Annotated in this window: 27 protein-coding genes; 12 read left to right on the top strand and 15 right to left on the bottom strand. The window is 71.4% G+C overall.

Annotation, left to right across the window (positions count from 1 at the left end; all coding sequences use genetic code 11):
- Positions 1–9 precede the first annotated feature (9 nt).
- The 5 genes from ACYVF3_RS22110 to ACYVF3_RS22090 all read right to left on the bottom strand — a co-directional run bounded on the left by ACYVF3_RS22110 (position 10) and on the right by ACYVF3_RS22090 (position 3,351).
- Complete coding sequence (locus ACYVF3_RS22110) at positions 10–798, bottom strand: ArsR/SmtB family transcription factor (RefSeq protein WP_461156155.1); 789 nt, start codon at positions 796–798, stop codon at positions 10–12.
- A 129-nt stretch (positions 799–927) separates the two neighbouring features.
- Positions 928–1,251, bottom strand: a complete 324-nt coding sequence (locus tag ACYVF3_RS22105; protein WP_461156154.1) for a putative quinol monooxygenase — start codon at positions 1,249–1,251, stop codon at positions 928–930.
- Between the two features lie 96 nt (positions 1,252–1,347).
- Positions 1,348–2,277, bottom strand: coding sequence for an SRPBCC family protein (locus ACYVF3_RS22100; RefSeq protein ID WP_461156153.1), 930 nt, complete (start codon positions 2,275–2,277; stop codon positions 1,348–1,350).
- A complete protein-coding gene (locus tag ACYVF3_RS22095) occupies positions 2,274–2,591 on the bottom strand; it encodes an ArsR/SmtB family transcription factor (protein ID WP_461156152.1) in 318 nt (105 codons plus the stop codon). Before ACYVF3_RS22095 ends, ACYVF3_RS22100 begins: the two co-directional genes overlap by 4 nt.
- A gap of 37 nt (positions 2,592–2,628) precedes the next feature.
- Positions 2,629–3,351, bottom strand: coding sequence for a 3-keto-5-aminohexanoate cleavage protein (locus ACYVF3_RS22090; RefSeq protein ID WP_461156151.1), 723 nt, complete (start codon positions 3,349–3,351; stop codon positions 2,629–2,631).
- Between the two features lie 108 nt (positions 3,352–3,459).
- On the opposite strand from ACYVF3_RS22090, the gene ACYVF3_RS22085 reads away from it, so the two are divergent.
- Positions 3,460–4,026, top strand: coding sequence for a hypothetical protein (locus ACYVF3_RS22085; protein ID WP_461156150.1), 567 nt, complete (start codon positions 3,460–3,462; stop codon positions 4,024–4,026).
- Here ACYVF3_RS22085 and trpS read toward each other — a convergent pair.
- The 3 genes from trpS to ACYVF3_RS22070 form a co-directional block, all read right to left on the bottom strand.
- Entirely contained in the window at positions 4,008–5,072 is a 1,065-nt protein-coding gene (gene trpS / locus ACYVF3_RS22080; RefSeq protein ID WP_461156149.1) for a tryptophan--tRNA ligase, read from the bottom strand. The two genes, ACYVF3_RS22085 and trpS, sit on opposite strands and share 19 nt — an antisense overlap.
- Positions 5,073–5,273: 201 nt before the next feature.
- The gene (locus tag ACYVF3_RS22075; protein ID WP_461156148.1) at positions 5,274–6,014 is read right to left on the bottom strand and encodes a GNAT family N-acetyltransferase; all 741 of its coding nucleotides are present in this window, start codon (positions 6,012–6,014) and stop codon (positions 5,274–5,276) included.
- Positions 6,015–6,074: 60 nt separating this feature from the next.
- Positions 6,075–6,593, bottom strand: coding sequence for a MarR family winged helix-turn-helix transcriptional regulator (locus tag ACYVF3_RS22070; protein ID WP_461156147.1), 519 nt, complete (start codon positions 6,591–6,593; stop codon positions 6,075–6,077).
- A gap of 191 nt (positions 6,594–6,784) precedes the next feature.
- Here ACYVF3_RS22070 and ACYVF3_RS22065 point away from each other — a divergent pair, with 191 nt between their 5' ends.
- Entirely contained in the window at positions 6,785–7,552 is a 768-nt protein-coding gene (locus ACYVF3_RS22065) for an SDR family NAD(P)-dependent oxidoreductase (protein WP_461156146.1), read from the top strand.
- 14 nt (positions 7,553–7,566) lie between these two features.
- On the opposite strand, the gene ACYVF3_RS22060 is transcribed toward ACYVF3_RS22065, so the two are convergent.
- Positions 7,567–8,241: a LysE family translocator gene (locus ACYVF3_RS22060; protein WP_461156145.1), complete on the bottom strand. Its 675-nt coding sequence runs from the start codon at positions 8,239–8,241 to the stop codon at positions 7,567–7,569.
- A gap of 199 nt (positions 8,242–8,440) precedes the next feature.
- Between ACYVF3_RS22060 and ACYVF3_RS22055 the strand changes: the two genes are divergently transcribed.
- From ACYVF3_RS22055 to ACYVF3_RS22045, 3 genes are all read left to right on the top strand, one after another.
- Entirely contained in the window at positions 8,441–9,427 is a 987-nt protein-coding gene (locus tag ACYVF3_RS22055; RefSeq protein WP_461156144.1) for a malate dehydrogenase, read from the top strand.
- A 128-nt stretch (positions 9,428–9,555) separates the two neighbouring features.
- Positions 9,556–10,104 (top strand): GNAT family N-acetyltransferase, encoded by a 549-nt coding sequence (locus ACYVF3_RS22050; RefSeq protein ID WP_461156143.1) that lies wholly within the window; start codon positions 9,556–9,558, stop codon positions 10,102–10,104.
- A 61-nt stretch (positions 10,105–10,165) separates the two neighbouring features.
- A complete protein-coding gene (locus ACYVF3_RS22045; protein ID WP_461156142.1) occupies positions 10,166–10,555 on the top strand; it encodes a carboxymuconolactone decarboxylase family protein in 390 nt (129 codons plus the stop codon).
- 29 nt (positions 10,556–10,584) lie between these two features.
- Here ACYVF3_RS22045 and ACYVF3_RS22040 read toward each other — a convergent pair whose 3' ends face one another.
- Entirely contained in the window at positions 10,585–11,748 is a 1,164-nt protein-coding gene (locus ACYVF3_RS22040) for a hypothetical protein (protein ID WP_461156141.1), read from the bottom strand.
- Between the two features lie 65 nt (positions 11,749–11,813).
- On the opposite strand from ACYVF3_RS22040, the gene ACYVF3_RS22035 reads away from it, so the two are divergent.
- Positions 11,814–12,611, top strand: coding sequence for a pentapeptide repeat-containing protein (locus ACYVF3_RS22035; protein WP_461156140.1), 798 nt, complete (start codon positions 11,814–11,816; stop codon positions 12,609–12,611).
- 13 nt (positions 12,612–12,624) lie between these two features.
- Here the strand turns inward: ACYVF3_RS22035 and ACYVF3_RS22030 are convergent, their stop codons facing one another.
- Positions 12,625–13,380 (bottom strand): PIG-L deacetylase family protein, encoded by a 756-nt coding sequence (locus tag ACYVF3_RS22030; RefSeq protein ID WP_461156139.1) that lies wholly within the window; start codon positions 13,378–13,380, stop codon positions 12,625–12,627.
- A 306-nt stretch (positions 13,381–13,686) separates the two neighbouring features.
- Between ACYVF3_RS22030 and ACYVF3_RS22025 the strand changes: the two genes are divergently transcribed.
- The 3 genes from ACYVF3_RS22025 to ACYVF3_RS22015 all read left to right on the top strand — a co-directional run bounded on the left by ACYVF3_RS22025 (position 13,687) and on the right by ACYVF3_RS22015 (position 16,219).
- Positions 13,687–14,490, top strand: coding sequence for an SDR family oxidoreductase (locus tag ACYVF3_RS22025; RefSeq protein ID WP_461156138.1), 804 nt, complete (start codon positions 13,687–13,689; stop codon positions 14,488–14,490).
- Positions 14,491–14,577: 87 nt separating this feature from the next.
- Positions 14,578–15,447 (top strand): helix-turn-helix transcriptional regulator, encoded by an 870-nt coding sequence (locus ACYVF3_RS22020; RefSeq protein ID WP_461156137.1) that lies wholly within the window; start codon positions 14,578–14,580, stop codon positions 15,445–15,447.
- A 115-nt stretch (positions 15,448–15,562) separates the two neighbouring features.
- The gene (locus ACYVF3_RS22015) at positions 15,563–16,219 is read left to right on the top strand and encodes a DUF6518 family protein (protein WP_461156136.1); all 657 of its coding nucleotides are present in this window, start codon (positions 15,563–15,565) and stop codon (positions 16,217–16,219) included.
- 39 nt (positions 16,220–16,258) lie between these two features.
- Here the strand turns inward: ACYVF3_RS22015 and ACYVF3_RS22010 are convergent, their stop codons facing one another.
- Entirely contained in the window at positions 16,259–17,017 is a 759-nt protein-coding gene (locus ACYVF3_RS22010; protein ID WP_461156135.1) for an SDR family NAD(P)-dependent oxidoreductase, read from the bottom strand.
- Positions 17,018–17,108: 91 nt separating this feature from the next.
- On the opposite strand from ACYVF3_RS22010, the gene ACYVF3_RS22005 reads away from it, so the two are divergent.
- Positions 17,109–17,321, top strand: coding sequence for a TetR/AcrR family transcriptional regulator (locus tag ACYVF3_RS22005; protein ID WP_461156134.1), 213 nt, complete (start codon positions 17,109–17,111; stop codon positions 17,319–17,321).
- Positions 17,322–17,347: 26 nt separating this feature from the next.
- On the opposite strand, the gene ACYVF3_RS22000 is transcribed toward ACYVF3_RS22005, so the two are convergent.
- A complete protein-coding gene (locus tag ACYVF3_RS22000) occupies positions 17,348–18,199 on the bottom strand; it encodes a LysR family transcriptional regulator (RefSeq protein ID WP_461156133.1) in 852 nt (283 codons plus the stop codon).
- Positions 18,200–18,269: 70 nt separating this feature from the next.
- Between ACYVF3_RS22000 and ACYVF3_RS21995 the strand changes: the two genes are divergently transcribed.
- Positions 18,270–19,136: an EamA family transporter gene (locus ACYVF3_RS21995; protein WP_461156132.1), complete on the top strand. Its 867-nt coding sequence runs from the start codon at positions 18,270–18,272 to the stop codon at positions 19,134–19,136.
- A gap of 88 nt (positions 19,137–19,224) precedes the next feature.
- Here ACYVF3_RS21995 and ACYVF3_RS21990 read toward each other — a convergent pair whose 3' ends face one another.
- Together ACYVF3_RS21990 and ACYVF3_RS21985 are read right to left on the bottom strand one after the other, a co-directional pair.
- Positions 19,225–19,626 carry a VOC family protein gene (locus ACYVF3_RS21990; RefSeq protein ID WP_461156131.1) on the bottom strand — a complete coding sequence of 134 codons (402 nt, stop codon included), beginning with the start codon at positions 19,624–19,626 and terminating at the stop codon, positions 19,225–19,227.
- A 55-nt stretch (positions 19,627–19,681) separates the two neighbouring features.
- Positions 19,682–20,734, bottom strand: a complete 1,053-nt coding sequence (locus tag ACYVF3_RS21985) for a tyrosine-type recombinase/integrase (protein ID WP_461156130.1) — start codon at positions 20,732–20,734, stop codon at positions 19,682–19,684.
- Positions 20,735–21,114: 380 nt separating this feature from the next.
- Here ACYVF3_RS21985 and ACYVF3_RS21980 point away from each other — a divergent pair, with 380 nt between their 5' ends.
- A complete protein-coding gene (locus ACYVF3_RS21980) occupies positions 21,115–21,891 on the top strand; it encodes an AAA family ATPase (protein ID WP_461156129.1) in 777 nt (258 codons plus the stop codon).
- Positions 21,892–21,902: the final 11 nt, after the last annotated feature.

The following is a 21,902-nucleotide window of genomic DNA, read 5'->3' as shown; positions in this document are numbered from 1 at the left end:
GCCGGGCCCTCAGTGCTGCGGGAGCGCCGTGCCGGTTTCCAGGAGGGTTTTCAGGCTGGAGATCAGGGCCGGCCAGCCCTGGCTGATCATCGTGCGCAGGGTGGAATCGCTGATGAGGTCGGTGTGGGTCACGGTCAGCTTCACCGTGTCCTCGCCTGCGGCTTCGATGTCGAAGAGGACCTTGCTGCGGGGTTCGGCGGCCAGTCGCGCGCGCAGGTCTTCGTCGATGCCGCTGGCGGCGGCCCAGTCGGTGGTGAAGGTGTGCCAGGTGTAGGCCAGCCGGTGGGGTGGGTCTGATTCCAGGACGACTTGTTCGGGGTCGGTGATGGTGGCGGAGTTCTCCTCCCAGGTGATCTGGGAGCCGGGTCGCCAGTCGCTGCGCAGGCTCGTTCCCCAGTACTGGCGGGTGAACTCCGGGCTGGTCAGCGCTTCCCACAGCTTCTCCGGCGTGGTGCGGATGTGGGTCTGGTACACGAAGTCGGTGTCGGGCACGGGGTTCTCCAAGGTGGTGGCCAGGTCGTGCAGGGCGTGGACGTGCTGCTGGTGGTAGCGGCTGATCCAGCGTTCGGAGACCGCCGCGATGGGTGCGGTGTTGAGGTGGTGGAGCTTCTCCCGGCCGCGTCGGGTGGTGGTGATCAGCGCTGCGCCTTCCAGGACGGCGAGGTGCTTGCTCACCGATTGGCGGGTCATCTCCAGCTCGCCGCACAGTTCGCGCAGCGTTTGCCCGTTGGTGCGCCGCAGGCTGTCGAGCAGTCGTCGGCGGCCGGGGTCGGCCAGGGCGCGGAAGACCTCGTCCATGCCGTTCCCCCTCCTCTCGCGGTGCTCGATCCTGCCCCACCAATATAGGCAGCCATTTGGTTGCATTTCAAGTCGGAGAAGAGGGCTCCGGGCCGTGCTCGCCCGAAGCCCTCCCCGCTCAGACCCGGCTTACTCCACGGCCATCTCGCCCAGCAGGGACCAGTCGTCCTGCTCCAGCGAGGCGTTGATGACCCGCGGCGTCTCGACGAGGTGCTGCGGCAGCGTCTGCTGCGCGTGCCGGAAGTGCTCGCTCTGGACGTGCGCGGCACCGGCCTCGCCGTCGCGGAAGGCCTCCACCAGCACGTACTCGTTCGGGTCTTCCACGCTGCGCGACCAGTCGAACCACAGGCAGCCCGGTTCGTTGCGGGTGGCGTTGGTGAACCCGGCGGAGATCTGCGGCCACTGGTCGGCGTGCTCCGGCTTCACCCGGAACTTGGCGGTAATGAAGATCATGCTCGCTCTCCTGATGGCTGCGGCGCGATTCGGACGACGACCATCCTAAGTGGCCGATCACCACGACCCCGACACGACGATCCCCTTCTCGGGTGATCAGCCGAGCGCGGCGGCGTAGTGGGCGCGCAGCGCCTCGGTGCGCTCGGCCGGCCACGGGCAGCGGATGTCGCCGTGCAGGGCGGCGAACAACAGCTCCAGGTGGGTGTGCCAGGCCGCCAGCAGGCTCGCCCGGGCGTGCGGGTCGGTGACGGTGTGGGTGAGCACCAGGCGCGTGCCGATCGGGTGCTGCTCGCGCAGCTCGAACCGGACCTGCCCGCCGTCCGCCCACGAATACACCAGCCCTCGGGCGGGCTCGGCTTCCACGATGGCTCCCGCGTCGCCGTAGCCGTGGGTGGCCGGAAGGGGCGCCGGGTCGCCGGGTGCGAGCACCTCGCCGCCGGAGAGCAGCTCCCACACCTGGTGCGGGGGCTGCACGAGGTCGCGCTCGAAGCGGATCGTCCAGTCCTCCCGCCCGGCCAGCACCTGGCCCTCGCCGAGCCCGAAGAGTTCGACGAGCTCTTCGGCGCGGGCGAACCAGACCGCCATGTCGAACTCGGCGCTCGTACCCTCCAGCCCGGCGTTCAGGGCGTCCAGGCAGATCAGCCAGCCGGCGCCGTGGCGAGCGGCCGAGGGCCGGTCGCTGTCGGGGTCGCGCAGGGTGTGGGTGAACACCAGCAGGCAGCCCCGCTCGTGCGGCAGCAGCTCGCAGCGGATGACGTCGGTGTTCCAGCGGAAGGCGAAGACCTTCGGCTCGTCGGCCTCCAGGACCTCGCCCTCGTCGGGGGTCTCGCCGGGTTCGCCGCCGTCGAAGTGGAAGGTCATCGCCGAACCCGGTGCGGCGGTGGCCAACTCCACACGGGCCGGGAACCACTCCGAGAGCTGCTGCGGGTCGGTGATCGCCCGCCAGACCCTCTCCGGCGGGTGGTTCAGGACGCGCTGCAGGCGCAGCACCGGGTGGCCGTTGATCATCGAGAGCTCAGGTGTCATCGCGGGTCCTCATCCATGGTCTCGAGGTGGCGCTCCAGTGCGTCGAGGTGCCGCTCCCACAGGTGCCGGTAGGGCCGCAGCCAGGAGTCGATCTCGGCGAGCGGTTCCGGGCGCAGCCGGTACCAGCGGCGCTGGGCGTCCTGGCGGACCTCCACCAGCCCGGCCTCGCGCAGCACCTTGAGGTGCTTGGACACCGTGGGCTGACTCAGCGGGAGCCGCTCGACCAGATCGCCGACGGCCCGTTCGCCGCTGCGCAGCAGGTCCAGGATGTCGCGACGGTGCGGCTCGGCCAGCACCTCGAACGTAGTTGCCACACCACGAATATAGACCGGATGGAATATGCCGTCGAGGTCAGTGCGCCTCGGTCTCCAGGATCTCGCGGGCGGCGGCCACCAGCTCGGCGTTGTCGGCGGCGATCTGCCCGTCCGGCAGCACCAGCGTGTCCTCCAGCCCGATGCGCGTGCCGAAGCCCCGGCGGGCGGCCACCCTCAGCACCGGCCACGCCCCGGCCGCCTCCCCGTGCAGCAGGATCGGCGCCGAAGCCGGGTGCAAGCGGGCCAGCAGCGCCTCGGCGGTCGTCGCCGCTCCCCCGGCCGTGCGGTCGGTGACCTCGGCCAGCACCCGCACCACCCTGTTGCGGTAGGGCGAGAGCCGGAAGTGGTGATCCCCGTCGGTGCCCGAGAACACCCCGGCCTCCACGCCCACCCCGCGCTCCAGCAGCGCCCCGGCGACCTCGTCGGCACCCGGCTCGTGCCAGTTGACCGAGGCGTGGTCGGGCAGCAACGTCCACGCCTTGATCGCCCGCACCCGCGAGGCGGTGTCCGGCGCCGTCCACGCCCCGGTGGTCACCCCCACCGGCACCCCCGGAGCCGCGGCCCGCACCGCGCGCAACGCCGCGGCCACCGAGTGCGGATCGAGGCTGTCGGTGCCATCAGCCGATTTGGGGTGCAGGTGCACGTCGGTGGCACCGGCCGACACCGCATCAGCCGCCGCCTTGGCCAACTCCTCCGGCCGCACCGGCAGGTGGAAGTGCTCGCGCGGTGACCGGGCGCCGTTGAGGCAAACCTGCAGCATTCACCGATTGTCGCCCCACCCGGCACACCTGCGGTAGTTGATGAACTCGTTTCGTGATCAACACGCGCCCGCTCTGGAGCCTGCCGGGCGGGCGCTAGCGTGGGAGGGGTGTTGAGCGACCGGATCGCCCGCGGGGTGGCCGCAGGCGAGATCACCGAGACCTACTTCCGCTGGCCCAGCCCGCACGCCCGCCCCGGCGCCCGCGTGCCCACCCGCCGCGGACTCGTCGAGATCACCTCGGTCACCGAGATCGACCCCGCCTCGCTCACCGACCACGACGCGGCCCGCGCCGGTTTCACCACCGCCGCGGGCCTGCACGCCTCCCTCGACCGCCACCGCGGCCGCACGTACCGGCTCGCCCTGGCCCACCTCGGACCGGTCGAGCAACCCCACCCGGCACCCGAAGCCCTCGACGAGCGCACCCGCGGCCGGCTCCAGGCCCAGCTCGCCCGCCTGGACCTCGCGACACCGCGCGGACCCTGGACCCGCCACGTCCTGGAGGCCCTGCGCCGCCACCCCGGCCTCTCGCCCGCCGAACTGGCCGACCAGCAGCAACGCCCCGTCTCCCGGGCCAAGACCGACATCTGGCGGCTGCGGGAACTCGGGCTCATCGACACCACCGGCCAGGGACTGCACCTGTCGGCCCTGGCGCTGTCCTACCTGGAGGCCCCGTAGACCGTGCCCATCGCCTCCCGCACCTCCGCCAGCGTGACCTCGGCGCGCTCGTTGGCGCGAGCGTTGCCCCGCGCCAGCACCTCACGCAGGTAGCCCGGATCGGCCAGCAGCTCGGCCCGTCGCTCCCGCGAGGCCGCGAAGTGCTCGTTGACCGCCTCGGTCACCACCGCCTTGAGCGCCTTCGCCCCACCCGAACCGATGCTCTCGGCCAACTCCACCGGATCCCGCCCGCTGCACAACGCCCCCAGCAGCACCAGGCTCGCCACCTCCGGTCGCGCCTGCGGCTCGTAGGTGATGTGGCGCTGCGCGTCGGTCCGGGCCGACCGGATCAACCGCGCGGTCTCCTCCGCCGAGGAACCCAGCATGATCGCGTTGCCGCGGCTCTTGCTCATCTTCGCCCCGTCGGTGCCCAGCAGCAGCGGCGCCGCCGACAACAGCGCCTCCGGCTCCGGGAACACCGGTCCGTAGCGGTCGTTGAAGCGCCGGGCGATCGCGCGGGTCACCTCCAGGTGCGGCAGCTGATCCGACCCGACCGGCACCAGATTGGCCTTGCAGAACAGGATGTCGGCCGCCTGATGCGCGGGGTAGGTGAACATCAGCCCCGACACACCCGACTGGCGGGAATGGGCGATCTCGTCCTTGACCGTCGGGTTGCGCTGCAGCTCCGAGACCGTCACCAGGCTCAGGAACGGCAGCAGCAACTGGTTGAGCGCCGCCACCTGGCTGTGGGTGAAGATCATCGCCTCGTCCGGGTCGATGCCCGCCGCCAGGTAGTCGGCGATCAGGCTCGTGACGTGCCCGGAGAGGTCCTCGGCCACGTCACGATCGGTGAGCACCTGGTAGTCGGCGATCACCAGGCTCAGGTGGACCCCCTGGCGCTGCAACCGCACCCGGTTGTGCAAGGTCCCGAAGTAGTGGCCCAGGTGAAGCGGTCCTGTGGGCCGGTCACCGGTGAGGATCCGGAACCGCGACGGGTCCGCCGAGATCTCGGATTCCAGTTCGCTGCTGCGCCGAGCAGCCGGGGAGATGTCGACCGCGGTGGTCATGAGGTGTTCCTCTCGTGGCAGGTCCGGCGCCGTCCGCCGAAAACCCGCACCGAGCGCGAGAGCACGCACGAAAAGAGGGCCGTCGGTCGAACGGCCCTCGGAGATCTGGGGATGTGACGCAGTGGGTGGCCGCTCCTAGCAGGAGCGCCACCAAGCCATGTGAGAACTGCAGGTCACCTCAGCACTGTAACCCATCGCCGGTCACGACAGCGCGAAGGTCATGGTCGTTTCGGTGATCTCGAATCCCAACCGCCGGTAGAGCCGCTGCGCGGGGTTGCCGACCGTCACCGCCAAACCCGCCAGCGAGAACCGTCCCGAAAGCCCCGCCACCGCCCGGCGCAGCAGCAGCCCGCCCAGCCCGGCGTAGGCGGGACCACGACGGCGGAAGACGTCGCCGACCCACGCGGTGCCGGCCCGGTCGTTGACGATCAGGCCCGCCACCACCCTGCCCCGTCCGTCGACGACCAAGGCGCTGGCCTCCAGCAGCGGGCCCAGCACCCTGCCCGACAGCAGCGGCTGCAGCAGTTCGGTGCGCAGCGCCCGGTCATCGGCGATGACGTGATCAGGGTGCCCCGGCGGGTAGGCCTCGCGCCACGCCTCAAGCAGCGCTTCCGGCGGCCGGTCGCAGGCGGTGACCCGCAGCGGGGCCGGCGGCTCACCCCGCGCCCAGTCCGGTGGTGGCGGGTCGGCGATCAGGTCGCGGCGCATGGTGTGGGCGTGACGGCGCAACCGGGCGCCTGCGGCCAGCAACCGCTGACCGGCGGCCAGGTCGGTCACCACGCTCCAGTCGGGAAGCCGCTGACGCAGCAGCCCCAGCACGTCCGGCCCCTCGGCGCTGATCAGGCGGATCATGCGCGGCGCACCGGTCATCGGCACGTAGCGCAGCGTCGTGGTCCGGTCGGTCAGCGACATGACCTCGCCGGTTCCGCTCTCGTGCAGCATTCACAGACCACTACACCCCGCATTCCCCCACGGCAAGCGGTTTTTCGCGATCGGGGCGGGTCAGGGCCGGTCGTCGGCGCCGAAGCGGGTGGTCAGATCGCCCAGCAGCACCCGCAGCAGACCAGTGAGCTGCTCGCGCTGCTCGTCCGACAGCGACGAGAGCAGCGTTTCCTCGTAGCGCAGCAGATCCTCCACGTGGTCCTGCACCAGCGCGTGGCCTGCGTCGGTGAGCTGCACCTGCACGGTGCGGCCGTCCTGCCCTCGGCTGCGGACCACCAGGCCGCGCTGCTCGGCACGCGCCACCCGCTGCGAGATCGCCCCCGCGCTGACCAGCGATTGGCGGGCGATCTCACCGGCCGCGAGGCGATAGGGCGGGCCCGAGCGGCGCAGCGTTGAGAGCAGATCGCGGGTCGCGGCGTCCACACCGGCGCGGGAATCGGAGCGGCGGCGCTGGTCTTCGAGGAGTTTCGCGATGCGCCAGATCCGGGTGATCACGCCGATGGACTCCACGGGCATGCCCGGGCGTTCCCGCCGCCACGCCGCCTGAATGCGATCGACCCCGTCCTCACCATGACCCATGCCCCCACAGCCTAAGGGGTCCTTGCGGAATCGCCTTGCTCGGCGGTGCGGGTGGCGGAACCTCACATGGGAAGGCCACAGTGGTGCCGGCTGAGCCCCACACCTGGAACAACGGCTCCGCCGCATCCTGAAACGACCCCAAGAGCCACCCTGCCCGGTCCGGTTCTCGCGGGGCGGACGATGATCAGGGCATGATCGACCCGCGACTGCGCGATCGCGTCGCCGTCATCACCGGCACCGACAACGCCCTGGGCATCGGTGCGGCCATCGCCCGCGCCCTGGCCCGCCAGGACGCCCGGCTGCTGCTGGTCAACCCGCCCGGCAGCAGCGACCACCTCACCCCCGCCCTGCGCGCCGACGGCCACACCGCCCACTCCATCACCGCCGATCTGGCCGCCCCCGACGTCCCGGCCCGCGTCTACGACGAGGCCGAAGCGCTGCTGGGCCCGGTGGAGATCCTGGTGGCCAACGCCGCCCACAACCAGCCCGACACCTTCACCACCGCCCGCGGTGCCCGCCCGGTCAGCGCCGCCGGCCTCGACGCGCACCACGCCGTCAACACCCGGGCACCGGCGCTGCTGATGGCCGAGCACCACCGGCGTCACCAGCGCCGCCGCGCCGACTGGGGCCGCATCATCACCCTGTCGACCGATGCCGCCGACGGCGCGCCGGGCGAGGTCTCCTACTGGGCCACCAAGAACGCGCTGGAATCGCTGTCGCGTTCGGCGGCCGCGGAGTTCGGGCCCGCGGGCATCACCGTCAACATCATCGCGCCCGGCCCGGTGCAGACCGGCTGGATCAGCCGCGACATGAACGCCCGCTTCGCCGAGTTCAGCCCTCTCGGCCGCGTCGGGCACCCCGACGACATCGCCGACATCGCGGTGTTCCTGGCCTCCCACCAAGCCCGCTGGCTCACCGGGCAAACCCTCTACGCGGGCGGCGGCAAGCGCATGAGCTGAAGCAGGTGCCGCGCTCAACCCGCCGGGCGGGCGCGGTCGGTCAGCAGCCGCACGGCCAGACCGGCCAGCACCGCGGACATCAGCCACCGCTGCACCCGCAACCACACCGGGCGTCCGGCCAGCACGCGCGCCACCGATCCCGCTGCGAGCACGATCAGGGCGTTGACCGCCAGAGCCACCCCGATCTGCACCCCGGCCAGCAGCAGCGACTGCGCGGCCACCGACCCGCGCGCCGGATCGACGAACTGCGGCAGCAGCGACACGTAGAGCACCGCGATCTTCGGGTTGAGCAGGTTGGTCACCAAACCCATCGCGAACAACCGGCCGGCCCCCGCAGGCTCGACGGGGGCCGGCTCGAACACCGAGACCGCACCCGGGCGCAGCGCCTGCCACGCCAACCACGCCAGATATCCCGCTCCGGCCACCTGCAGCACCATGTAGAGCACCGGGACCAGAGCGAACATCGTGGACAGCCCCGCGGTGGCCGCGGCGGCGTAGACGGCGAAACCCGCGGCCACACCGCACAACGACACCGCGCCCGCACGACGGCCCTGGGTCAGCGTCCGCGACACCAGGTAGACCATGTTCGGCCCCGGGGTCAGCACCATCCCCAAGGCCACCACCGCGATTCCGGTCACCGCGCCACCACCGACCACCACGCACCCCTCCCGGTTGACGACCAACGCCAACCTAGGCACCACAGGCCGGGTGGAAAACGGCCAATGCCGACGCTGTGGCCACCTCACGTGTGGTGCGGATCTCGGCTGCTGAATCGGTCCCGGAGGCGTTCACCTGTGATCCCTGACGGGTCTCCCACACCCCCGCGGGACTGCCGATAGCATCCCCGGCAGAGCCAACACCACCCGTCGAGCAGGAGAACGAGACCTCATGACCAAAGCTCCCGTCACCGTGACCGTCACCGGTGCGGCCGGTCAGATCGGCTACGCGTTGCTGTTCCGGATCGCCTCCGGTCAGCTCATCGACGCCGAGACCCCGATCAAGCTTCGCCTGCTGGAGATCCCGCAGGCGGTCAAGGCTGCCGAGGGCACCGCGATGGAGCTCGACGACTGCGCCTTCCCGCTGCTGGAGAGCATCGACATCACCGACGACGCGCGCACCGCCTTCGACGGCACCAACGTCGCGCTGCTGGTCGGTGCCCGCCCCCGCGCCAAGGGCATGGAGCGCGGCGACCTGCTCGAGGCCAACGGCGGCATCTTCAAGCCCCAGGGCGAGGCCATCAACGCCGGTGCCGCTGACGACGTGCGCGTGCTGGTGGTCGGCAACCCCGCCAACACCAACGCCCTGATCGCCCAGGCCCACGCGCCGGACGTCCCGGCCGAGCGCTTCACCGCCATGACCCGCCTGGACCACAACCGGGCGCAGACGCAGCTCGCCCAGAAGCTGGGCGTGTCGGTCACCGACATCAAGAAGCTGACGATCTGGGGCAACCACTCCGCCACCCAGTACCCCGACCTCTTCCACGCCGAGGTCGGCGGCAAGATCGCCGCCGAGCAGGTCGAGCAGTCCTGGCTGGCCGACGAGTTCATCCCCACCGTCGCCAAGCGCGGCGCGGCGATCATCGACGCCCGCGGCGCCTCCTCCGCGGCCTCGGCCGCCAACGCCGCCATCGACCACGTCCACACCTGGGTCAACGGCACCCCCGAGGGTGACTGGACCTCGGCCGGTGTCGTCTCCGACGGCTCCTACGGCGTGCCGGAGGGCCTGATCTCCTCGTTCCCCGTCACCGCCCGCGACGGCAAGTTCGAGATCGTGCAGGGCCTGGAGATCGACGAGTTCTCCCGCGGCCGCATCGACGCCTCGGTCGGCGAGCTCACCGAGGAGCGCGACACCGTCAGCAAGCTCGGCCTCATCTGATCGAGAGCCACCCAGCACGACCGAGCGGGGCGCCATTGCCGGAGATCACCGGGGATCGCGCCCCGCTCGCGCGTTCGGGGCAGGAAACCGCTTGCGACCTGCGGTGGCCACCGAGCAGCATCACGGGCATGACCCGCCCGCAGGAACGCATCCCGGTGCCCGGCGCGCTGCTGCGCCGACCGACCTCGGCCGACACCGCCGCGTTGCAGCAGGCCGTCACCGAATCCCTGCAGCACCTGCGGCCCTGGATGCCGTGGGCGGAAGGCGACTACCCGGTCTCGGCCGCGGTGGAGTTCATCGACACCGCCACCCGCCACTGGCACAGCGGTGACGGCTACACCTACCTGATCACCCGAGGCGGCCACATCGCCGGCACGATCTCCCTGGAGCGGCGCATCGGCGACGGCGGCCTGGAGATCGGCTACTGGCTGCACCCCGAACACACCGGGCGCGGCCTGATGACCGCCGCCGCACGCGCGCTCACCGACCAGGCCTTCGCGCTGCCAGGCGTGGACCGCGTCGAGATCTGGCACGACGCCGCCAACACCGCCAGCCGGCGCATCCCCGAACGCCTCGGATTCGACTGCGTCGACCCGCACCGCCCGCCCCGCTTCGCCCCCGCACCAGGACGAGCCGGGGTCGACGTCGTGTGGCGCATGGCCCGGCAGGTGCGCTGAGGGGTACTCGCTCGGCGGCGCGCTTGCCTTCGAGCGCGCTCACACCTCTAGCGTCCCGGTCATGGAACCGGACGAGACGTTGCGGGAAGCGCTTCGGCTGGCGGTGGATCCGCCCGGCGGCCACTCGATCGAGGCGTTGCGCGCACTCGCTCGCCGACATCAACCCAGCGCTCGGCCACCACATCGCCGCGTTCGGATTCGGCGACATCGACGACCGCCGGGCTTGGACCCCCGCAGCCGCCAGCTCGTCACCCTCGGCTCCTTGATCGCGCTCGGCGGCTGCGAACCACAGCTCAAGGTCCACATCGGTGCAGCGCTCAACGCCGGCGTCAGCCGCCAGGAGATCACCGAGGTCATCCTGCACGCCGCCTGCTACTGCGGATTCCCGCGCGCGGTCAACGCCACCTTCGCAGCACGCGAGGTCTTCGCCGAACGGGACTCCGCCGGCTGAACCCACCCCCTCATACGGGCCACGCCCGGCTAGTCGGCCGAGCCGGTTTCGGTGGGGCGCAGTGCCCGCAGTTCCTCGTGGGCGGTGTCGAGCTGGGTCTCGGCCCGCTGCGCGCGGGCCTGGGCCTGATCGCGCGCGTCTTCCACGGCGGCCAGCCGCTGGGCGTGCGCGTCGCGCTCGGAGCGCAACCGCTCGGCGGCGTCCTCGCGCAGCCGCTGAACCTCGGTGGTGTGCTGCTCGCGCAGCGCGGCCAGTTCGGTGCGCTGGCGCTCGATCTCCGCGCGGGAGGACTCGGCGGCCGCGCGCAGTTCGGTGACCTGTTCGCGGGCGGTCTCTGCGGCCGTTTCCGCGCGCGCGGCGCGTTCCCCCGCCTCGGCCTTGCGATCGGCGGCCTCGGCGATCTCCCGCTGGGCTTGCTGCTGAGCGGAGAGCACCTGCGCGGCCGCGTCGGTGCGCGCGGTCTCCAGGGCGCTGTGGGCTTCGGCGATGTCGGTGCGCGCGTCGTGGCGGGCGCGGGCCACCAGTTCCTCGGCCTGGCGCTGCGCCGCGGCGGTGGCGACTTCGGCTTCGTTGCGGGCCGCCTCGACGTCAGCCGCCGCGTCGCTTCGCGCCTGCTCGGCCTCGGCGCACGCCTGGTCGCGCTGCGCCTGGGCGGAGTCGGCGTCCCGCGCGGCCTGCTCGGCTTCGGCCACGGCGTCCTCGGCTGCCTCCTCGGCGTTCTGGCGGGCCTGCTCGGCGTTCTGGCGGGCCTGCTCGGCGTCGCGGCGCTGCTGCTGGGCGGTGGCCAGCGCCTGCTCGGCCTGGGCGACGCGGTGCGCGGCTTCGGCTTGGGCAGCCTGGATCTGGGCTTCGGCGGCCGAGGGATCGGTGAGCGTGGCCAACTCCTCCAGGCCCGCGCGCAGGTTGCGGCCCAGCTGTTCCGACAGCAGCCGGTACTGGCGCAGCAATTCCTCGGCGCGCATCCGCGCCCCGTCGAACTCGCTGGCGCTCTCCGAGGTGGTGCTCGGGGTTTGCTCGGCCACCGCCTGGAGGCGTTGCCGCTGCTTCCAGGCGCGCCACCGGGTGTGTTCGGGCAGGTCGCAGTACTCCGGGGGGCGTCCCGGGCCGCTGGGGCGCTCCACCGGGCGTTCGCACCCCGGGAAGCGGCAGATGCCCTCGGCGGTGTCCTCGGCGGATCGCGGCTGCTCACTCACGAGCAGTGACCGTACCAACGGCCCCGGTCGAGGCGATCACCGCTGGTGAGCGGACAATCTTCCCCATGGGTGAGAGTCAGGACCTGCGGGCCGATTGCGCGCGGTGCTTCGGGTTGTGCTGCGTGGCACTGCCCTTCTCCGCTTCGGCGGATTTCGCGGTGGACAAGCCCGGTGGGCGTCCGTGCCACAACCTGCTGGCCGACTTCTCCTGCGGGATTCACGCGAACCTGCGCGACGAGGGCTTCGCCGGGTGCACGGTGTTCGACTGCTTCGGTGCCGGGCAGCACCTCTCGCAGCACACCTTCGGTGGTGTGTCGTGGCGGGAGGCCCCGGAGACGGCGGAGTCGATGTTCGCGGCGTTCGAGGTGATGCGCGGCCTGCACGAACTGCTGTGGTACCTCGACGACGCGCTGGGACGTGAGGCCACCGCAGCCCTGCACGAAGATCTGCGAGCGCGCCGCGGCGAGGTCCGCGCACTCACCGAGCTGGCGGCCGGACCACTGGCCGAAGTGGACCTGGGCGCCCAACGCGGGCGCACCGGTGACCTGCTCGGCGAGGCCAGCATCCTGGTGCGCGGCCCTCGCGGCGCGCAGCACCGCGGTGCCGATCTGGTGGGCCGCCGTCTGCGCGGCACGCACCTGCGCTCGGCGAACCTGCGCGGTGCGCTGCTGATCGCCGCCGATCTGCGCGGCGCGGACCTGGGTTTCGCCGACCTGCTGGGCGCGGACCTGCGCGATACCGATCTGCGCGGCGCAGAACTCACCGGCGCGCTCTACCTCACCCAACCGCAGGTGTCGGCGGCCCGAGGCAACGACACCACCCGCCTGCCCGCGGGGCTGCAGCGCCCCGCGCACTGGCGCTGACCCCGGGGCTCGCTCAGGCGATCGGCTCGGAACCTCCGCGGAGGCCGGCCAGGGGGTGGCGCAGGAAGTGCTCGGTGCCGAACAACTGCCTGCGGGTGCCGGGGTCGAGGTCACCGACCAGCGCGGGAAGCGCGCCGCGCTGCACCTCGCTGCGGTGAGCCAGGACCGCTTCGGTCTTGCTGTCCAGCCAGCGGCTGATGTCGACCGACGCGCTCAGCTGCTCGTCGGGCACCGTGTGGGCGGCTTTCGGGGCCCCCACCAGGCCGCGGTAGGCGGCCAGCTCCGAGTGCGGGTGGGTCACCGAGTACAGCGCCCCCACCTGCCACGCCTCGCCCGCCTCCGGATGCAGCTGTTCGAGGGCGGCCGCGTGCACCGCGAGCATCGTGATGCGGTGGGTGTGCACGTGATCGGGGTGCCCGGAGATGCCGCCGTAGCCGTCGTGGGTGATCACCACGTCCGGGCGGAACTCCCGCAGGTGGCCCACCAGCCGGTGCACGGCTTCCTGCAGCGGGGAATCGACCAGTCGCGCGCAGCCCGGCGCTGATTCGGGCACCCGCGCGTCGGCGTAGCCCAGCAGGCGCGGTTTGCCCGCGCCGAGGATCCGCAGTGCCTCTCCCAGTTCCCCGGCCCGGTGGGTGTCGTCCACCCAGGTCGCGGTCACCACACCGGTGCGGGCTCCCGCCTCGGCCTGGCGGGCCAGCACACCCCCGGCCGACAGCGACTCGTCGTCGGGATGGGCGAAGACCCCGAGCAGACTGGGCACCGGCATCGCGAACCACCTTCCAGGGCAAAGGAGGCCCGGAGCATAGCCAGCTCCCGCACCACCCCGCGACGCCTGCCAGCGGGGTTGGCTTGTTCACGCAACCCGCCTGTCCGATGCGGGTCGGACGAGCGCCCCTGTCGCATGTGGACCGCGACCACCCGCGCGACGGGATCACAGGCCGGGGAACTCTCCTGGTACCGGCATCACCAGGAACTCCCCGCCGCCCCGGATTCCGGTCAGCCTGGTCGAGTTCACCGGCACGGAGACGCGAAGGCGTCAGCACGTGCTTCCACGGCAGAAGGACGGCCAGCCATGGCGGAAAACCAGTCCACCGCTCACGCGGACCTCTTCGACCTGAGTGGCAGGAGCGCACTCGTCACCGGTGGCACCCGGGGAATCGGGTTGATGATCGCGCGCGGTCTCCTGCGAGCGGGCGCGCGCGTGTTCATCAGCTCGCGCACGGCGGACGCGTGCGCGGGGGCGCAACACCTGCTGTCGGAATTCGGCGACGTGCGGGCCGTGCCCGCCGACCTCTCCCACCTCGACGAGTGCCTTCGCCTCGCTGATCGCGTCGCAGACGACTCCGAACAGCTGGACATTCTCGTCAACAACGCGGGAGCGATGTGGCGCGAGCCGCTGGAGACGTTCCCGGCCGAGGCCTGGGACTCGGTGCTCGACCTCAACCTCAAAGCACCGTTCCGGCTGGTACAAGCACTGCTGCCGACGCTTAGCAGGGCGGGTGCGGCCGATGATCCCGCGCGGATCATCAACATCGGCAGCATCGCGGCCATCCACGTCGCCGAATCCCCCAACTACTCCTACGCAGGCAGCAAAGCAGCGCTGCACCAACTCACCCGCGTGCTCGCCCGGGAACTGGGACCGCAGCACGTCGCGGTGAACGCGGTGGCCCCGGGGCCGTTCCCCTCGCAGATGATGGCCGCGACGCTCGATGCCCACGGCGAGACGATCGCGGCGAAGGCACCGCTGCGCCGGCTCGGCCGCGACGACGACATGGCAGGCGTCGCCGTCTTCCTCGCCAGCCGGGCAGCGGCCTACCTCACCGGCACCATCATCGCGGTCGACGGCGGCATCGCCACGACCGCGACCGGCACCTAGACACGGCACGAACCCCGGACGCCCACCGCGGGTGAGGGGCACCAGCAGAACCTCCCTTCACCTGTCGGTGGCGCCTACGGTGATGGGGTGACCACGAGCGACCTGCGCACCGAGATCAAGGCGTTCCTGGGGTCGCGGCGCGCGCGCCTCACGCCCGAACGCGCGGGTCTGCCCGCCTACGGGGCCAACCGCCGCGTCGCGGGCCTGCGTCGCGAAGAAGTGGCTCTGCTGGCCGGTGTGTCGGTCGACTACTACGTGCGCATGGAGCGTGGCAGTCTCACCGGCACTTCCGACGGGGTACTCGACGCACTGGCCTCGGCGTTGCAACTCGACCAGGCCGAACGCGATCACCTCTTCCACCTCGCGCGTCGATCCGGGACCTCCAGCGGTCCCCGACGACCTGCCGTGACGGTGCGTCCCGCGCTGCAGCAGGTGCTCGACGCGCTGGCCGATGCGCCCGCTGTGATCTGCAACGGCCACTACAACGTCCTGGCCATGAACCGCCCCGCCCGAGCGCTGTACTCACCAGTGCTGGCCGACCCGCGACGACCGGCCAACACCGCGCGGTTCCTGTACCTGGAACCCGAAGCGGCACGAGCGTTGTTCGTCGACTACGACCGGATCGCCTCCGACGTGGCGGCGAAGCTGCGCATGCAGGCCGGCCGCGCTCCGCACGACCGGGAACTGCTCGCCCTCGTTGGTGAGCTGTCGGCCCGCAGTGCGCTGTTCCGGCAGCGGTGGGCCTCCCACGACGTCCGGTTGCACCGGTCCGGCCGCAAGCGGATGCAACACCCGGTCGTGGGTGATCTCGAGCTGGACGTCGAGTCGATGGAGCTTCCCGCCGAACCCGGCCTGCTGCTCAACGTCTACACCGCCCCCGCAGGCACGCCGACCGCGGACGCTCTGGCCCTGCTGACGTCGTGGGCGGCCGGTCAGGAACTGCGCGCACTCACCTGATGCCCGCGCGCTCCGGGGGCGCTGCCCCGACCGATCACCGATGGGCCATCCGGGCGGGAGCGGATTGGGCCGAAACGTGCTCCCGCTGAGCGGGTCTGCTGGGAAACTCCACCGCATGGCTCTCGCACACCCGGTGTCCACGGGCGCGCACCGACGTCGCGGCGCCGTGCGCGCCGCGCTGATCGCCGTGGCCTGCGGACTGGCCGCAGGAGGGGTCACCGCCGTCGCGCAAGGCGCGCTGCCCGCGCCGGTGGCATCGCTGGCCAACTCCAGCGGAGCGTGGACGCTGCTGGCCTTCGCCCTGGCGCTGCCCGCACCGACGGCGCTGGCGGGAGCGGTGTGCGGGGCGCTGTCGCTGGCGGGGATGCTCGCCGGTTACGTGCTCACCGACCTGCTGCGCGGCTACCCCTCCTCCACCGGGCTGATGGTGTTCTGGGGTGCTGCGGCGCTGCTGGCCGGACCCGTGCTGGGGCTGGGTGCGCAGTGGCTGCGGAGGGGACCGGGAACCCGTGCGGCCCTGGGGCTTTCAGCGCTGTGTGGTGTGCTGATTGGCGAGGCGGGTTACGGGCTGCTCGTCCTCGCCGAGAGCACGCACCCGCTCTACTGGTGGGGTCAGGCCGGTGTCGGTGCGCTGCTGCTGGCGGCGGGTGCGGTGTGGAAGCTGCGCGGGGCAGGCGTGATCGTGCAGGTGCTGCTGTTCACCGCCGCGGTGGCCACCGCGTTCCCGGTGCTCTACATGCACGGCAGCGTCGTGCTGCTGCTGGTGCCGTGACCCGCTCACCTGTCCCGATCTTGATGAGGTCATGGGTGCTCACAGCAGGGCGCCGCCGGAAACTTCGATGCGCTGGGCGGTGACCCAGCGCAGTCCCTCGGAGGCCATCGTGGCGATGGCGTCGCCGATCTCGTCGGGTTCGCCGACTCGGCCGAGCACGGTCTGGTCGGCCAGAGCCTGGCGCAGCCCGGCGTCGTCGCGCATCGCTCCGCCGTTGAAGTCGGTGGCGGTCGGGCCCGGGGCGACCGAGTTGACCCGGATGCCGCGAGGCCCGAGTTCCGCGGCGAGGTTGCGGCTGAGCGCTTCGACGGCGGCCTTCGATGCGGCGTAGAGGGAGGTGGTGGGCCTGGTGTGGCGGGTCGCTGACGAGGAGACGTTGATGATCTGGCCGCCCTGGCCCAGCAGCGGCACGAGCGATTGGATGAGGAAGAACGTGCCCCGGACGTTGGTGCCCATCACCGCGTCGAAGTCCTCGAGCGTGACACTCTCCAGCGGCCCGAAGATCCCCACTCCCGCGTTGTTGACCAGGACGTCGAGCCGCGAAGCCCCCCAGCGCCGCAGCTGCGCGCCCACCTCGGAGGTGAAGGACTCGAAGGAGCCGACATCGCTGATGTCGAGCCGGACGACGGCGACGGTCCCACCCGAAGCCCGCACCTGCTCGGCGGTCTCCTCCGCCCCGGCCGCATCACCGCGGTGGGTGATCACGACCCGCGCCCCGCGGGTGGCCAGAGCGATGGCCGTGCTGCGCCCGAGACCACGATTCGCACCGGTCACCACAGCGCTCTTGTCGATGGTCATGCCTTCCTCCCCAGATGCGAGTCACCCGACTCGCCTTGTTGGTGCAGCGTGAGCGGACACGCGATCACCACCGCGGCCACGCACACCGTTCGTGGAGCGCGGCTGCGACCGCACCTCCCCAGCACGGGTCGCCGACATCGCCGGGGTCTCGAAGTCCACCCTGTTCAAGCAGTTTCCCACCAAAGCGGCCCTGTTCGGGGCCATCATCACCGAATCCTGGCAGCGCGACGCAGGCGATGCCGTCACGCGTCCGGAGACCGGCGATCTGCGCTCCGGGCTGAGGACCATCGGCCGGCCCGCATGACGGGTCCGTTCCGGATCGTCATCGCCTCAGCGGCGGTAGAGCTCGGTGAGCAGGTCGACGACCTTGCCCGCGTGCAGCGGCCGCTCGCCGCGCCACCAGATGACCCGCACCGGGATCGGCGGTGCGTCGCGGACGGGCCGGAACACCACCCCGCTGCGCCGGTACTGGGTGAGCGTGGCCTCGGAGGTGATGCCCACGACCCGCCCGCTGGAAACAGCGGTCAGCCAGTCGTCGACGTCGGCGGTGTCCTCGAAGACCGGTTGCCGGTCGTCCGGCCACAGCTGCGGCGTCGTGGAACCCGCACGCCGGTCGATGAGCACCGTGCGTTCGGCCAGATCGCTCAACCGCACGAAACGGCGCCGCGCCCACGCGTCATCGGTGGCCATCGCGCAGTACCGGCGTTCCAGGCCTACCACCACGCCGGAGAAGCGGCGCCGGTCGGGCTCGGTGCGCACCACCGCCAGATCGCAGGCGCCTTCGGCCAGCCCGCCGGTGCCGGAGTTGGTGCGCACCAGCTGCACCCGCACCTCCGGTGAGCTGAGCGCCCAGCGACGTTGGAAGGCCACCGTGTGCTTGCCCAACGCCGACCAGGCATGACCGAGCCGCAGCGTCGAATCACCGGTCTTGGCCTCGTGCACCAGCTCGTCGGCCTCGGCCAGCACGCGCCGGGCGCGGGAGAGCACGCGCGTTCCCGCAGCGGTGGGGGCGACCTGGCGGCTGGTGCGGCGCAGCAGCCGCACGCCGAGGGCGTTCTCCAGCCCGGCCAGCGTGCGCGAGACCTGAGCTTGGGAGAGGCCGAGTTCGGCGGCAGCGTCGGTGAAGGTGCCGGCCTCGACGATCGCGACCAGGCACTTGAGCTGCCGCAACTCCACATCCATACCTCCAGCGTATCTTTGGCGCGGCGCATGCATTAGGTGCAACAGTGCCCCGGGCCCCAGGGTGGCGGGCATGTCGACCGCGCGCACCGCTCCCGCCCCGACCGTCCCGGATGCCTCCCGAGGTGCGGGGGTGGCGTTGATGACGGGCAGCGCCCTGTCCAACCAGACCGGCGCCGCGATCGGATCCCTGGCCTTCGACACCATCACCCCGGCCGGTGTGGTGGCCGTGCGCCAGTGGATCGCCGCGCTGGTCCTACCGGCCGCCACCCGCCCCAGGTTCAGGCAGTTCACCGCGGCCCAGCGGCGGCTGGTGCTCGCGCTGGCCCTGGTGCTGCCGGTCATCAACCTCGCGCTCTACAGCGCCATCGACCGCATCGGGCTCGGTCTGGCGGTCACCTTGGAGTTCCTGGGGCCGCTGGCGGTCGCCCTGGCCGGGTCCCGCCGCCGCGTCGACCTGGCCTGCGCGGTGCTGGCCGCGGGCGGTGTCGTGGTGCTGATGCGCCCGCAACCCACCACCGACTACCTCGGGATGGGGCTGGCGCTGCTGGCCGCGGCTTGCTGGGCCTGCTACATCCTGCTCAACCACGCCTTGAGCGGTTCCCTGCCCGGCGGTCAGGGAACCGCCTGCGCGTGCGGGATCTCCGGGCTGCTGTTCCTGCCGGTCGGCATCGGCGTGCTGGTCACCCATCCGCCCACTGCCGCTGCGCTGGGTTTCGCGGTGACCGCCGGCGTGCTGTCCTCGGCGGTACCGTTTCTGTGCGACGCGCTGGCGCTGGGCAGGGTGCCCGCTCCACTGTTCGCGATCTTCATGAGCCTCAACCCGGTGCTGGCGGCCACCGCCGGACTGCTGCTGGGCCAGCACCTCGACGCCTGGCAGTGGGCCTCGATCGCCGCCATCGTCACCGCGAACACCACCACGATCCTCACCCGGCGGTGAGCACCCCAGCTGCAGCCTCCGCCGCGACGCGACCGGTGAGCGGGTCGGCGTGCCACCGGAGGGCACGCCGACCCGCTCATGGGAGGCGTCAGGAGTTGGTGTCGACGACGGCGATGTGGTTGCCGTCGGGGTCGCTGAGCATGAACAGCAGCGGTGCGCCTGGCCCGGATTCGGGTGCGGAGTCCAGTTGCACGTCGCCGAGGGCCCGAAGGCGCTCGTACTCGCCGTGCACGTCGCTGGTTTCCACCCCGATCGCGCTGCCGCCGGGTTCCACGCCCATGGGCGAGTTGAGGGCGAGCCGCGCGGTGGATCCCGGGGGTGCGACCTCCAGCCACCGGTATTCGCCGTTGGGCCCGAACCGGGTGTCGCTGCGGACCTCGAACCCGAGCTTGCGGGTGTAGAACTCCAGGGCCGGGTCCTGGTCGGCGACGGTGAACATGGCGACGCCGAGGTTGTTGATGGTCGTGGACGTGTGCGTGTTGGTAGCCATGCCATGGGGACTACCCCACTGCGCGAAAATCATCGGCCCACACCACGATTTAACGTCACCGTGACGTATCGGGTGAAGGTCCTTGATCGTCCTCGCCCCGGGCTTCCGGGGCCGCTGTGGCGCGGGAGACCAGGTGCGCCGGGTCGCGCGAGAGCGACAGCGCCACGTGGTCGTAGAGCTGGGTGACCGCCGCCGAGGAATGCCCGAGTGCGTCGCGGCGGTCCTCCAGGGCCGCTCCGTGCTGGCGGGCGATGGTGTTGAAGGTGTGGCGCATCGAGTGCGGGGTGATGCGCTGCGGCATCGCGACCCCGGCTCGTGCGGCCATGGTCTGCACGAGCCGGTAGATCTGGTGACGGTTGACCCTGGTGCCCTCGCGAGTGATCACCAGCGCGTCGGTGTCGGCGTCCGGGCGCTGCTGCAGGTAGGCCTCCAGCACACCGTGCAGCGCCTGCGGGATGGGGCGCGTGCGGACCTTGCCGCCTTTCATCCGCACCGTCAGCACCCGCATCCCCTCGCGCTGGCCGAGATCGGACACATCGGCGTCGCACAGCTCTGACACGCGCACGCCCAGGTCGATGAGCAGGGCCATCACCAGCGCCGCGGCCTGCGGGCCGAGGGTGCGGTGCCGGTAGTCGCGGCTTCCCGCCAGCATCGCGCTCGCCTGCTCGGCCGTGACGCTCGTGGTGGGCGAGTGCCTGCGGTCGTAGCGGGGCCGCGCGGCATCCCGGGCCGGGTTGGCGTCGATGGCGCCGGCGCGCACGAGGTAGGTGTAGAAGCTGGACACGGCGGCGAGCTTGCGGGCCCGGGTGGAGGCCGCCGCGGGGCGCCCGGTGCGCGGGTTCGGTGTCGCGGCCAGCTCCGCCCCGTACATCTGCACCTCCGGCAACCGCACGCTCATCGGGTCCAGCCCGCGGTGGGTGCACCAGTCGAGGTAGTCGCGCAGGTCGCGCGAGTAGGCGCCCCGGGTGTCGGCGGACTCGGCGAACGAGCCCAGCCAGGAGGCGATCAGCGCCGCCAGGGTGTGGCCTGTGCGCGTCGGCGAGCGCAGGAGTTCCGTTTGCGCCCGCTTCCCCACCACGTCCGCGTCGGACACCGCTCGCTGCTCCATGCGACCACCCTACCGCACATAAGCGCGATTATGCGTGCCATCCCCATGTCCGATTTTCCTGATTGTGATTCCGTTTTCGTTTTAAGAGAAACGTTATTAACGTAACTGGGTCAATGGTTGGCTGAGACCGTGCGATACCTGCCGGAGTTCTCCGCGCCAGCGAACCCGGCACTGCGACCGCACGCTCCCCTACCCCGCCGCGGCTATGTAGGCGATCCATTTCGTCAGGTGACATTTCCGTCGAGGAGGCCGGTGGGCGTCGGGTTCTGGCTTGACGTCGACGACCGGAAATTTCCGTTGTCGTCTACTCCGGACTGATACGGCACCTCGGTTGCGGGATCACCGTCCGGCGGTCGCGCGGGACGGGTTAACGTCGGACGATGCGCCAGGGCTGGGAAGCACGCCGCGCCAACGGGCAGTTCATCCGTCACATCCGCCTGGACGAGGCTTCCGACACCGGCGCCTACCCCTTCACACTGCCGGTGGTCGCCTCGCTGGCCGCGAGCGACGGACTGGACCTGGATTCGTCAGTGACTTTCCTGGTCGGGGAGAACGGGACCGGCAAGTCCACGCTCATCGAGGCGATCGGCACCGCCGCGGGGTTCAACCCCGAAGGCGGATCGCAGTCCTTCCGCTTCGCCACCCGCGCCACCGAATCCAGCCTCGGCGATCACCTGATCCTGCGCTGGAACCGCAAACCGCGCACCGGGTTCTTCCTGCGCGCCGAGTCCTACTACAACGTCGCCAGCGAGATCGAACGGCTCGACGAGGACCCGTACTCGCCGTCGCTGCTGCCGGCCTACGGCGGTGTGTCGCCGCACGAGCGCTCCCACGGCGAGTCGTTCCTGGACCTGGCCACCCACCGGTTCGGCCCGCGCGGGCTCTACGTCCTCGACGAACCGGAAGCGGCGCTGTCGGTGCGCGGCTGCATGGCGTTGCTGGCGCGCCTGACCGAGCTGGCCCGGCAGGGAAGCCAGATCATCATCGCCACCCACTCCCCCGTCCTACTCGCGCTGCCGGGCGCCCGGATCTTCGAGATCGATGAGGACGGCACGATCAACGCCACCGACTACGACCACGCCCTGCCGGTCCGCTTCACCCGCGACTTCCTCAACTCCCCCGACAAGTACCTCCGCCACTTGCTCGACGAGCACTGACCTGAGCGCTC

This window comes from Saccharopolyspora tripterygii (assembly GCF_054778355.1).
The sequence above is the reverse complement of the archived record's forward strand: the minus strand, read 5'-3'. Positions and strand labels throughout refer to the sequence as shown.

Excerpts from the sequence above, each read along its gene's own strand:
- ACYVF3_RS22110 (WP_461156155.1), bottom strand. The coding sequence starts at position 798 with ATGGACGAGGTCTTCCGCGCCCTGGCCGACCCCGGCCGCCGACGACTG.
- ACYVF3_RS22105 (WP_461156154.1), bottom strand. The coding sequence starts at position 1,251 with ATGATCTTCATTACCGCCAAGTTCCGGGTGAAGCCGGAGCACGCCGAC.
- ACYVF3_RS22100 (WP_461156153.1), bottom strand. The coding sequence starts at position 2,277 with ATGACACCTGAGCTCTCGATGATCAACGGCCACCCGGTGCTGCGCCTG.
- ACYVF3_RS22090 (WP_461156151.1), bottom strand. The coding sequence starts at position 3,351 with ATGCTGCAGGTTTGCCTCAACGGCGCCCGGTCACCGCGCGAGCACTTC.
- trpS (WP_461156149.1), bottom strand. The coding sequence starts at position 5,072 with ATGACCACCGCGGTCGACATCTCCCCGGCTGCTCGGCGCAGCAGCGAA.
- ACYVF3_RS22075 (WP_461156148.1), bottom strand. The coding sequence starts at position 6,014 with ATGCTGCACGAGAGCGGAACCGGCGAGGTCATGTCGCTGACCGACCGG.
- ACYVF3_RS22070 (WP_461156147.1), bottom strand. The coding sequence starts at position 6,593 with ATGGGTCATGGTGAGGACGGGGTCGATCGCATTCAGGCGGCGTGGCGG.
- ACYVF3_RS22065 (WP_461156146.1), top strand. The coding sequence starts at position 6,785 with ATGATCGACCCGCGACTGCGCGATCGCGTCGCCGTCATCACCGGCACC.
- ACYVF3_RS22055 (WP_461156144.1), top strand. The coding sequence starts at position 8,441 with ATGACCAAAGCTCCCGTCACCGTGACCGTCACCGGTGCGGCCGGTCAG.
- ACYVF3_RS22050 (WP_461156143.1), top strand. The coding sequence starts at position 9,556 with ATGACCCGCCCGCAGGAACGCATCCCGGTGCCCGGCGCGCTGCTGCGC.
- ACYVF3_RS22045 (WP_461156142.1), top strand. The coding sequence starts at position 10,166 with ATGGAACCGGACGAGACGTTGCGGGAAGCGCTTCGGCTGGCGGTGGAT.
- ACYVF3_RS22035 (WP_461156140.1), top strand. The coding sequence starts at position 11,814 with ATGGGTGAGAGTCAGGACCTGCGGGCCGATTGCGCGCGGTGCTTCGGG.
- ACYVF3_RS22030 (WP_461156139.1), bottom strand. The coding sequence starts at position 13,380 with ATGCCGGTGCCCAGTCTGCTCGGGGTCTTCGCCCATCCCGACGACGAG.
- ACYVF3_RS22025 (WP_461156138.1), top strand. The coding sequence starts at position 13,687 with ATGGCGGAAAACCAGTCCACCGCTCACGCGGACCTCTTCGACCTGAGT.
- ACYVF3_RS22015 (WP_461156136.1), top strand. The coding sequence starts at position 15,563 with ATGGCTCTCGCACACCCGGTGTCCACGGGCGCGCACCGACGTCGCGGC.
- ACYVF3_RS22010 (WP_461156135.1), bottom strand. The coding sequence starts at position 17,017 with ATGACCATCGACAAGAGCGCTGTGGTGACCGGTGCGAATCGTGGTCTC.
- ACYVF3_RS22000 (WP_461156133.1), bottom strand. The coding sequence starts at position 18,199 with ATGGATGTGGAGTTGCGGCAGCTCAAGTGCCTGGTCGCGATCGTCGAG.
- ACYVF3_RS21995 (WP_461156132.1), top strand. The coding sequence starts at position 18,270 with ATGTCGACCGCGCGCACCGCTCCCGCCCCGACCGTCCCGGATGCCTCC.
- ACYVF3_RS21990 (WP_461156131.1), bottom strand. The coding sequence starts at position 19,626 with ATGGCTACCAACACGCACACGTCCACGACCATCAACAACCTCGGCGTC.
- ACYVF3_RS21985 (WP_461156130.1), bottom strand. The coding sequence starts at position 20,734 with ATGGAGCAGCGAGCGGTGTCCGACGCGGACGTGGTGGGGAAGCGGGCG.
- ACYVF3_RS21980 (WP_461156129.1), top strand. The coding sequence starts at position 21,115 with ATGCGCCAGGGCTGGGAAGCACGCCGCGCCAACGGGCAGTTCATCCGT.